The sequence below is a fragment of the Micromonospora sp. R311 genome, from assembly GCF_056780015.1.
The window spans coordinates 24237-35248 of the sequence record NZ_JBSWCE010000053.1 but is presented as its reverse complement, the minus strand read 5'-3'; the positions used below and the strand labels follow the sequence as shown (position 1 = coordinate 35248).

7 protein-coding genes and 1 pseudogene are annotated in these 11012 nt (G+C 68.6%); 3 read left to right on the top strand and 5 right to left on the bottom strand.

The annotated features are described in order from the left end of the window. Positions 1–1239 precede the first annotated feature (1239 nt). Together AC1WTP_RS31290 and AC1WTP_RS31285 are read left to right on the top strand one after the other, a co-directional pair. Positions 1240–2820, top strand: a pseudogene (locus AC1WTP_RS31290) (N-6 DNA methylase); the annotation flags it as partial. 582 nt (positions 2821–3402) lie between these two features. Continuing rightward, on the top strand, positions 3403–4608 hold the full coding sequence (locus tag AC1WTP_RS31285) for a type ISP restriction/modification enzyme (RefSeq protein WP_481652838.1): 1206 nt from the start codon (positions 3403–3405) through the stop codon (positions 4606–4608). 333 nt (positions 4609–4941) lie between these two features. Here the strand turns inward: AC1WTP_RS31285 and AC1WTP_RS31280 are convergent, their stop codons facing one another. The 3 genes from AC1WTP_RS31280 to AC1WTP_RS31270 form a co-directional block, all read right to left on the bottom strand. After that, on the bottom strand, positions 4942–6501 hold the full coding sequence (locus tag AC1WTP_RS31280; protein WP_481652834.1) for a recombinase family protein: 1560 nt from the start codon (positions 6499–6501) through the stop codon (positions 4942–4944). A gap of 51 nt (positions 6502–6552) precedes the next feature. Beyond that, the gene (locus tag AC1WTP_RS31275; RefSeq protein WP_481652833.1) at positions 6553–6990 is read right to left on the bottom strand and encodes a SigE family RNA polymerase sigma factor; all 438 of its coding nucleotides are present in this window, start codon (positions 6988–6990) and stop codon (positions 6553–6555) included. Positions 6991–7135: 145 nt separating this feature from the next. Next, a complete protein-coding gene (locus AC1WTP_RS31270; protein ID WP_481652832.1) occupies positions 7136–8125 on the bottom strand; it encodes a LacI family DNA-binding transcriptional regulator in 990 nt (329 codons plus the stop codon). Positions 8126–8236: 111 nt separating this feature from the next. Here AC1WTP_RS31270 and AC1WTP_RS31265 point away from each other — a divergent pair, with 111 nt between their 5' ends. Beyond that, positions 8237–8809, top strand: a complete 573-nt coding sequence (locus AC1WTP_RS31265) for a CGNR zinc finger domain-containing protein (RefSeq protein WP_481652831.1) — start codon at positions 8237–8239, stop codon at positions 8807–8809. On the opposite strand, the gene AC1WTP_RS31260 is transcribed toward AC1WTP_RS31265, so the two are convergent. Both AC1WTP_RS31260 and AC1WTP_RS31255 read right to left on the bottom strand, forming a co-directional pair. After that, on the bottom strand, positions 8748–9374 hold the full coding sequence (locus tag AC1WTP_RS31260) for an alpha/beta hydrolase family protein (RefSeq protein WP_481652830.1): 627 nt from the start codon (positions 9372–9374) through the stop codon (positions 8748–8750). The two genes, AC1WTP_RS31265 and AC1WTP_RS31260, sit on opposite strands and share 62 nt — an antisense overlap. 337 nt (positions 9375–9711) lie before the next feature. Further along, entirely contained in the window at positions 9712–11007 is a 1296-nt protein-coding gene (locus tag AC1WTP_RS31255; protein ID WP_481652829.1) for an MFS transporter, read from the bottom strand. Positions 11008–11012 lie beyond the last annotated feature (5 nt).

Here is an 11012-nt window from a genome sequence, read left to right as displayed (position 1 = left end):
GGCGGTCCCACCCATCTCCGCCCAGGTCAGAACCAAAATTTCAGCTCTCCAGGTCCCCGAATTACGTCGAACCCGGGTTGAAGGGTTCGACTCAGGTGATTAGGGTTCGCCCAGGTCACGCCCGCCCGGCTCCGGTCAGTTCCCGGGCAGGCGCGACCCTGCCGGGTGACGCCCGGCCGGGCGGACCCCTCACGTGTGCAGGAGACGACAAAGGTCACTATGGTCGAGTCAACAAACAGGCCCCACCCCACGCAGGGGCAGGCATCAGGACAAGCAGACGTCGCCACACCCCGAACAGCAGGCTGGGGTTAACAGCGGGGACACGGGGCAAACGGCCAAGCCGAGCCACAGAAGAGGACTCACCACTGGCAGCGCCGCAGAAGCGCTCAGGTGGTGCGGCGGCTCAACTCGCCGACAGGCGATCCTTCATGTGGGGCCTCCTATCTCTGCACGCCACGCGGCGTCGGTACGAACAACGGCAGGCACCCCGCCGGGGGGTGCCTGCCCGCTGCATCTGTGGCCGACCGCGCCGGTCGGCGCCGCGGGAACGTGTCTCCATTACGCGCCGGAAACCGGGTGGAGTCAACCCCCGATCTGCAACGGACCGGTCACTGAGTCTTGCCAACCATCCGGCCAGGTGCTAGTGATTCCGCCTGCGTCCGCCTCTGTCCCTGCACGTCCACCTAGCACGGGTAAAGATCTCCCCGGGGTTAACCACTGAACGGGACGCGGATCCCTGAATATGGACGCGGTTCGGGCCGGCGGGGCTAGCGGCGGAGCTGAACGCGGGTCCGAAAGTCTCGGCGGTCCTGGGGGAACTCCTCCGCCTGCTGTAGCGCGACGACCAGGTGGACGCCTTTTCAGGGTGGGTGCCAGCGCCGCCAGGTGGTGCATGGCGGCCTGCCGGGAACCTTCTAACTGGCCGCACTGCAACGTGCCAGCTTCAGACCAGCGTGTCAGGTAGTGCTTGGCATTTCCACACCGCAAGGGACCGGCGCGTGTCTGCCGCCCTGGTGGGTGGCGAAAGCCGTTGGCACCGGAGCATGCCTGCCCAGCGCGCGAATCGCCTGCCGCGTTCGTGCGCCAGCCTGACCTGGGTTTCGCAGGAACGACTCTGCTGCGCAGCCCTATGGGCATCATGCGGTTAGCCAAATATGCACTGCCGGCATTGATCTCACTCGCTGCCTGGCGCATGCTGTGAGCATACGGCCGGAGATCGGTCGATCACTTCGGGTAGCCATGGCGAGCAGGGTGGTTGCGGCATGTTCACGACTAACCCGGTCCAGACGAGGGCGCATGGCTAGGAGCGCCCGCACCCGCAACGCGGCCAAAGTGCCCGGTCCTCGGGGCTCTGCCGAGGCGTATGGCACCGCGCTTGAGGCAGCAGTTTCTCGCTTCGGTGCTTCCGTCGCGCCGGTGCTTCAGCGGGGTCTGGCTGCTCCGGAGGACACTTTGCGGGCGCCAATGGTCGAGCTTCTCAGGGCGGCTGGACGAGCGATTGGCTGTCCGGTTAGGGCGCATGGCGAGGTCCGCCTCCCGGATCTGGCTATTCGTCCTGACTACTTGATCGACGTCGACGGAGCCCCGATCGGTTATGTGGAACTCAAGGCGCCCGGCAGGGGCGTGCCCAGCCAGGGTTGGCATCCCACGGCTCGGGAGCGTAAGCAATGGTCCCAGCTTCAGCTGCTTCCAAATGTCCTGTACAGCGACGGTCAGTCCTTCGCGGTGTATCGCTGGGGAGAGCTGCAGGGGCCAGTGGCGCGGATGGAAGGCGACCTGCACCGGGCCGGTGCGCGGCTTCGCCCCGCAGACGCCAACCTGGCGCTCGTGCTTCATGCGTTCCTTTCATGGCGTCCACGTCCACATCGCCGCCTTGAACATCTGGTCCGGGACGCGGCACGACTTTGTCGATTGTTGCGCGACGAGGTGTTGGACACTCTTGGTCAAGAGCGGCTCGGTGGCAGAGTACGGCTCTTCAGTGATCATCTAGCCGACTGGCGCACCTGGCTATTTCCGCACTTGAGCGAAGAGTTGTTCGCCGACGCTTACGCGCAGACCGTCACGTTTGGGCTGCTTCTGGCGCGCCGGTCAGGGATCGAGTTCGAGGGCAAGGAACTGCCGACGCTCGGGCGAGAGCTGGCAAAGAATCACCTTCTCGTCGGGCGAGCGCTGGCTATCCTCACCGAGGACCACGGTGGTCCCAGCATTGAGCAGCGCAGTGTGGCGCTGCAAACGCTGCGGCGCGCCATCGCGGCCAGTGACTGGACGGATTGGCGGACCGACACGTCCGACCAGTTGTACGAACACTTCTTGGAGCTGTACGACCCAGCAGTGCGACGGGGAAGTGGCTCCTACTTCACGCCGCAGCCAGTTGCAGACTTCATGGTCCAGTTCGTCGACAGCATCCTGCACGACAAGCTGCAACGACGGCTCGGCCTCGCCGACCGCGACGTAGTCGTCGTCGACCCGGCTATGGGCACCGGCACCTTCCTGTTGAGCGTCATTGCACGTGTAGCGGAGACGATCGCGGCCGACCACGGGGACGAGCCGGCCGAACTTCGTGCCCTCCTCGGCCGACTAGTCGGCTTTGAACGCCAGATCGCGCCTTTCGCCGTAGCGGAACTACGGCTGCACCAGGATCTCGCAGCGCGGGGATTAGAAGTCACCGACGAGAAGGTCAGGTTCTACGTCACTGACACCCTGGACGATCCTAATGTAGAGACCCTTGTCAGCCCGTACGTATACCGCCCAATCGCTGATTCCAGGGCGCAGGCAATCAAGGTCAAGACCGAGGAACGAGTCATGGTCGTTCTCGGCAATCCACCCTACCTCGAACGCGCCAAGGGCCAGGGAGGGCTCGTACTCGCCAGCAACAAGGGGAAGTCGAGCATGCTTGACGCCTTTCGGGGCACGGGTACCGGCCGACTCGAATTCAAACTGCACAACTTGAACATCTACTTCTGGCGCTGGGCCACCTGGAAGGTATTCGAAGCGCATCCTGAGCACCCCGAGGGAGTCGTGGCATTCGTTTGCACGTCGGCTTACACGACCGGACCAGGCTTCGCCGGCATGCGCGAGTACCTGCGAAGGCAAGCGGACTGGGGTTGGATCATCGATCTCTCTCCTGAGGGGCACCAGCCCGAGGTGCCGACGCGCATCTTCCCGGACGTGCAGCAGCCGCTGTGCATCGGAGTGTTCGGACGCAGCAGGACGGCCGATACAGCCACACCTGCCAGGATTCGATACATTGCCCTCTCCGGGACCAGGCAAGAAAAATTCGACGCCCTCCGGACACTGACTGCTGCAAGCGGTCGCTGGTTGGACTGCCCAACGAAGTGGTCAGCACCCTTCCGACCCGCATCGCAGGCCATATGGAACGACTGTATTGCGCTCGCCGACCTGATGCCGTGGCAATCCCCAGGTATAACACCCAACCGAACATGGGTTTACGCGCCGGACGAAGAAACGTTGGCCGAGCGGTGGCGGCGCCTAAGCTTGGCTCCCCTAGCAGAGCGGCCAAAGCTCATGAAGGAAACTCGGGATAGGAAGATCGGCCTCGCACTCTCGCCGCACTTTGACGCCAGCGGTCAGCCCGCGTCACTGACTGGCGACATCGACCCTCAGGTCTCCGTCAGGCGCGTATCGTTCCGGAGCTTCGACCGGCAGTATGTCATCGCCGACCGAAGGGTTGTCGACTTCGCCCGTCCCGATCTCTGGTCTACATACGGAACGCATCAAACGTATCTGACATCATTGTTCGCGGAATCGGTAACCTCCGGACCGGCCGTCGTGTTCGCCGCTGAAGTGCCGGATACCCACCACTACATGGGCCATCATGGAGGCAGGATATTACCTAAGTACCGTGACGTCAGCGGTCATCAACCCAACATCGCGCCTGGCTTGATCGAGCACCTTTCTCGTCAGCTCGGGATCCACGTTACCTGCGACGATGTGCTCGCCTATGTTGCCGCCGTGGCGTCGCATCCCGGCTTTCCGGCACGATTCCGTTCGGAGCTTCGCACCCCGGGAGTACGGATTCCGTTGACATTGAACCCCGAACTCTGGCGTAGAGCAGTCAGGCTCGGTGAACGAGTAATCTGGCTCCAGACCTACGGTGAGCGTTATGTCTGCTCAGCGGCCGGTCGTCCACAGGGACCCCCGCGGGAACTGCGGCCTGATGTCCTCGTGCCCATACCAGGGGCGCCAGGCCACATGCCGGAGTGCATCACGTACGATCGGGACAGTTCGACCCTGTACGTTGGCGAAGGCGCCCTCGGTCCCGTTCCCTCAGCGGTGTGGGATTACGACGTTTGCGGCACGCAAGTTGTCAAGAAGTGGTTTGGCTACCGCTCCAAGAATCCCCGCGTGCGCAAATCGTCCCCACTAAACGAGATCGTCGCCACCAAGTGGGACTTCACTGACGACTTGCGAAACTTGCTAGCCGTACTCTATGGATGCGTGCTCCTCGAACCGCAGCAGGATGACGTACTGAAAGCCATCGTCGATGGACCACTCCTCAAGGCGACAGAGCTTGAGGACTCCGGCATGCTGCCACCGACTGCTGAAGCGAAACAGCCGATCATTGAAGCTCAGCCACCTCTCTTTTGATGACATGGCCAGTTGGACCGCACCTCGCGCCCTGCCCACCACCCAGCACGAAACAGCCGACGCGACGGCGCGTCTCATCCTCGACTCCGGCAAGCCCCGCGACGACGTCGCCAGGTCAGCAACGATCGAACTGTGCCGCTGGAACACACCATCGGCCTCGAACGCCGCCAGTACGTGTATGCCGACCGAGGTGGCGTCGGCGAGATCGCCGCGGCTCTTGGCGCTAACTCCTGCGGCCCGCTGCGTCGGTTCCGCTCGGTAGGGCACGTGGCACCTGGCACGCCATGCCATGACGGCGGCGCCGAGACAACAGTCCGACGCCGCCGTGCACGATCAGGCCGCTTGGTCCTGTGGGCCGAACTTCCACCTCCAGTCGAGTCGGTGCCGGCCGAACGCGCGGCGTTCGCCCTTGAACCCGGCGCGGAGGAGTTTGATGTCGGCGACCAGGCGGATGATCTCCCGCTTGACCGGGATGTCGTCGCCGAGTTCCTGCCACGCCGTCACGGCCTGGTCGCCGATGCGTCCGCGCAGCACGGCGGGGATGCCGGCGTCGGCGGCGCGTTGTTCGTGCTCGGCGATCTGCGCGAGCAGGCCTTTCTCGGCGCGGGCGTAGGCGATCGCGGTGACCTCGCCTTCCTCGCCGAGCTTGCGCCAGTCCTCCAACTCCCCGCGCAGTCGTTGCGCTTCGGCGCGGGCGTGCGCGACTTCCTCGTCGGTGGCGCTGGCGGCGGTGAGGACGTCGTGCACGTCGGGGCGGGACAGCCACGCCACCACCGTGCGCTGCACGTACTCGTCCAAGAACTTGGCCTTCACCGCCGTGCACCGCCGGTGCAGGCACGAGTACACCTGCCCGGTCCAGCCGTGCCGGTTGAGCCGCTGCGACGACAACGGCCCGTCGCACACCCCGCAGCGCACGATGTACGACAGCAGATGCACCGCCCGAGCGGGACGAGTCGTCGTCCGCGACGGATCGCCCAGCATCCGCACCACCGACCAGTACGTCTCCTCGCTCACCAGCGCGGGCCAGATCCCGTCGCCGACGATCTCCCCGCGCAGCACCCGCTTGCCGATGTACGCCGGGTTCATCAACTGCTTGCGCAGAATCCCGCGCCGCCAGATCCCGCCCTGCGAGGCAGGAATGCCGAGGCGGTTGAGTTCGGCCTCGCGAACGGTGAGGGGCATGCCTTCGGAGATCTTGCGGAAGTTGTCCCGCACCACCTGAGCGTGCGAGTACTCGGTGATGGTCCCGTCGGCGGCCACCGCCGTTCGGACCTCGGTGTCCGGCTCCTGGCGTAGCAGGGCCTTGGTGCGTTGGTCGTAGATCCGCCGGTACCCGTAGGTGATCTTCCCGTGCGGGCGGCCGGCTTCGGCGGCGCCGACGATGCCGCGCAGCACGTTGTCGCGGATCGAGTCGGCCATCCACTCCGCCTGGACGGCCTGGAAGCCGAGCATCATCCGGTCGTTCTTGTCCCGCAGGTCATACAGCACGCCGCCGACCAGCCAGAAGTACAGGCCGACCTCGTGGCACATGTCGCGGATTCTCACGTACACCGCGAGGTCGCGTTCCTTGCGGGAGATCTCCCAGATCACCAGCACGTCACCCTTGCCCGCCCGGATCTGCTCGATCAACAGCTCGAAGTTCTCCCGGTCCTTCGTCGCGTGCCGGCTCGCGGATCGGTGGTTGTCGGTGAACGACCCCGCGTCCGTCCACGACCGCTTCGTAATCTCCGCCAGGTTGAGCACGCCCTGGTCGTGGACGCTCTTGCCCTGCTCCTTCTTGTCCTGGCTCGCGCGCTGATACCGCAACGCCCGCACATCCGCCCCACCGGCCAACAACGCGTCCTTGCTGTCGAACCGGCCCCGATTCCCCGACCGGGCCTTACGCCGTACCATCAGACCGTCCCCTTAGATCGATGTCCGTGTCTGACACATCGACCCTAGCATCTAACGATCCTTGACAGTCCCCGCCGAGCACCCCAGCAGTGCCGCGGCCTCGTCGACCGACAGGTCCTCCCAGTAGCGGAGAACCAGGACGGCCCGCTGGCGCGGCGGCACGGCGGCCAGTGCCTGGAGCATCACCAACCGGCCTTCCGGCGAGTCGGGCGGAGCCGACCGCTCGGCGTCGTCCGCGCCGACCCGCTCCCGTCGCCACCAGCCGCGGCGCCGCTCGTCGAGGAAGGTCCGGACCAGGATCTGGCGCACGTAGGCGTCGAGCACCTCGTGCCGGGAGACCCGGTTCCAGGCCAGGTAGAGCTTCACGAACGCGGTCTGGACCAGGTCCTCCGCCCGATGCCAGTCGCCGCACAGCAGGTACGCCGTGCCACGCATCGCATCCGACCTGGCCGCGAAATACTCCGCGAAAGCAGCGTCGCGATCGCCCATGCAAGCCTCCGATGCCCGATTCGAGATAGTCACGCCGGGTCCGGCTCCGGGGGTTGCTCCTCGGCGCGAAATCGTCCTGGCGTCGGGACCGGAGGGGCGGGGGACAGCCGGAGCGTGAGGCGTCGAGGCTGTTCCGGGTGCCGGGTCACCTCGGGCGCGGACCGTCCGGGGCGGAGGTCCGCGTGCTCTCCCGGGCCAGCACGGTGTGCGGTGCCACCACGGTGACCGGGGCGTCGTCCGGGCGGGCGATGCGGGCGACGATCCGGGCCACGGCCTGCCGGGCGAGGAACGCGGTGTCGGCGGCAACCGTGCTCAGCGTCGGCCGCGTCCAGCGACCCTCCTCGCTGCCGCCGACGCCGATGACCGCGAGGTCCTCCGGAACGCGGACGCCGGCGTCGAGTGCGGCGCACATGGCGCCGATCGCCAGGGCGTCCGAGGCGCAGACGACGCCGTCCGGTCGCCGGGGCTGGCCCAGCAGCGTACGGCCGGCCCGGTAGCCCTCCGCGCGCCGGTGTGACGTGACCTGCTGGACGTGACCGGAGAGCGGGGGCTGGCCCGCGGCGCGGAGCAGGTCCGCGTACCCCTGGATGCCGGACGGCTGGTCCGGTCCGACGCCGATGGCGGCGATCCGCCGTCGGCCGGTGGCCAGGAGGTGGTCGACGGCGTCCCGGCCGGCGCGGGCGTGGTCGATGCCGACCCGGTCGGTGTGACCGCCGGCGGTGGGCCGGCCGAGCCGGACGACGGACAGCCCACCGGCGTGCGGCCCGGCCGGGAGGTCGGTGAGCAGGAGGCAGCCGTCGACCGGCAGCGGAGGATTCACGGCGCCCGCGCAGCCGGGGTCGATCGCGTCGATGACGACCCGGTAGCCGCACCGCGCCGCCGCCCGGACGACCGCCCGCGCGAGCACGCCGACCCCGGGCAGGTCGGCCTCCGCCACCGTCAGGGCGAGCACCCCCGTCCGGCCGGTCCGCAGCGTGCGGGCGGAGCGGTTCGGGCGGTAGTCCAGCGCCGCTATGGCCGCCTGGACCCGGCGGCGCATCCCGTCGCTGACGTGCGGGTACCCGTTGACCACGTTCGAGACGGTCTTCACCGACACCTGGGCCAACTGCGCCACGTCGCGGAGCGTGGTGGACATCGCGCCTTCCCTTGGTCGCATCCGTGCTACACCAGCAAAAGAACTTTGATGGTGTACAGGAGTAGTTACACCTGTCAAGGCGATACGCTGGTGTCAGGTGAGGGGGTGGTGATGAGCGAGGAGGACGTGATCCCGCCCGCCGCCCGCCTGGTCCGGGACTTCGTCAACACCTTCGAACCCCAGGTCGACGAGGAGACCCTCACCGCCCCCGACCGGCTCCGGGACTGGTTCGCCGAACGGCACCTGCTCCGGCCCGACGCCCGGCTGGGGGCGGCCGACCTCGCCGTCGCCCGGAGCGTCCGTGAGGGCCTGCGTGCGGTGCTGCTCGGCCACGCCGGCCACCCCGCGGACCCCGCCGAGCTGCACCGGCTCGACCAGGCCCTGACCGGGGTGCCCATGCGGATGGCCTTCACCGAAACCGGACCCCGCCTCGTCGCCGCCCGCGACACGGCGCTCGACCAGGCCATGGCCGCCCTGCTGGACGCCGTCCGGCAGTGCGGGGAGGAGCAGAGCTGGGTGAGGTTGAAGGCCTGCGCCCGGGACACCTGCCGCTGGGCGTACTACGACGCCTCCCGGAACCAGGCCCGCCGCTGGTGCTCGATGGCCGGCTGCGGCAACTACGTCAAGATGCGCCGGGCGTACGCCGTCCGGCGGCGGAAGGCAGCCGGGCGTCCAGCCAGCTGAGCAGGGTCTCGCTGTACTGGCCGCTGATGCTGGCCACGTCCTCGCCGCCGTCGAGGGTGGGCAGGTGGTCGCAACCGTCGAGCCGGCAGATGCTCAGTCTTTCCGGGCCGGTGGCCGTCGCGCGTTGCCAGGCGGCGATGCTGGCCTCGACCGGGACCCAGGCGTCGGTTGCGCCGTAGAACAGCAGCACGGGACAGGTGACCCGCGCGAAAACCGGCACCGGGTCGAAGTCCATGTCGGCCCAGGTGCCGGGCTGGTCGGGCAGCTGGCGGGGCAGCCAGGCCAGCGGGAACCACATCCGGTCGGCGGCGCGGTCGACGGCGTGCTGGGCGGTCTCCCGGTCGACGCGCCCGCGCAGGTAGTCCTCGACCGTGGCGCGGAGGCGGTCCAGCTCGGCGATGTCGCTGTCGGCGAAGCCGTGCCGACGCAGCTGCTCGGCGGTGCCGTGGCGCATCTGCACGGCGGGGCTGACCCCGCTGCCGGAGACCAGGACCAGGAAGGCGACCAGGTCGGGTGGCGGGTGGCGGTCACCGGGGCGGCCCAGGCGCCCTGGCTCCAGCCCCACAGCCCGATCGGGACGTCGCCGACGTGCCCGCGGAGCAGCCGGACCGCCGCTGCCGCGTCGTCGGCCTGCCGGATCAACGGCACGTCCCGGTCGTGCCGGCGCGGCCGGCGATCGAAGCGCAGCACCGCGACACCGGCGCCCGGCAGCAGCTGGGCCAGGTGGGTGTAGCAGAAGTACGACCGGTGCCCCGCCTCGGCGCCGTGCAGCACGACCACCGCCCCGCGCACGGATCCGGCGGGCAGATCGAGCGTGGCCGGGAGCCGTACGCCGTCGACCTCGATGGTCAGCTCCATGCCCCGCAGTCAAGCACGGAGCGCGACACCGACGGGGCCCTGCCCTACGCCGGCTCGGGCCCGTCCGCCCGGTCGGGCAGGTCGCGCAGCTGACGGACCGGGGAGAAGAGCACCCAGAGCACACCGGTCAGCGCGCCCGCCGTGGCGATCCAGAGCGCCTCCCGGACGCCGAGGGTGGCGCCGAGCGCGCCACCGAGCAGCGCTCCGATCGGCCGGATGCCGTAGTTGACCGTGCGCCGGGCGCCGGTCACCCGGGCGAGCAGCGGCTCCGGGATGAGCGCGGTCTGCACCGAACTGCCGACGATGTCGAGCACCATCACCCCGATGGCGGCGAGGAACTCCGCCGCGAAGAGCATCCCGAGCACCACCGGGGTGGGCCCGCCGGCGAGCGGTATGAGCAGCAGCGGAGCCGGGAAGAGGACGAAGGACGCCACCAGCGTCGGGCCGATGCCGAACCGGCGGGTCAACCGGCCGGTGACCGCCGCGCCGAACAGCCCGCCGACCGCGCCCGCGCCGAGCACGGCGCCGAGCATGCCCGGGCTGAGGTGCAGGTGCTGGGTCGCGTAGAGCACGAAGAGCGCGGCGAACATGAAGTTGAACAGGTTGACCGTGGTGGTGCCGAGCAGGATCGCGCGCATCATCGGCGTCCGGGCCAGGAACCCCAGGCCGGCGCCGATCCCCAGGCCGCCGCCGCGCGCCGGCGCCGGCTCCGTCGGCCGGATCCGGGTCAGGAAGTACGCGGACACGACGTACGACAGTGCGTCGGCGAGCAGGGCGATCGGCGCGGTGAGCACCTGCACCAGGAGACCGCCGATGCTCGGACCGGCGACCTGTGACATCGCCCGGCTGCCGTTGACCAGGGTGTTCGCGTCGACGTAGTCGCGCCGGTCCACCAGGGACACGAAGAGCGGGCCGCGGGCCACCTCGAAGAGCACGGCGAGCGTGCCGACCGCGAAGGCGGCCACGTAGAGCTGCGGCAGGGCGAGCCAGTCGAGCAGGTACGCCACCGGCACCGCGGTGAGCAGCAGCGCCCGCCCGAGGTCGGTGAGGATCATGAGCCGTCGCTTGTGCGGGTACCGGTCGACCCAGGCGCCGGCGAGCAGGGAGAAGAGCAGGTTCGGGGCGAGCGCGGCGGCGGTGAGGTAACCCATCTCGGCGGGGCCGGCGCCGGCGCCGAGCACGGCCAGCAGCGGCAGCGCCAGGGTGGAGATCTCGTCGCCGAAGTACGACACGGTCTGCGCCGACCAGTAGCGGCGGAACGTCCGTTCGCGCAGCAGCCGGGGCAGCCGGCCGGGCCGGGCGGGGCCGGCGGGCGCGGCGACGGGCGGTGCCGTGCTCACCTTGC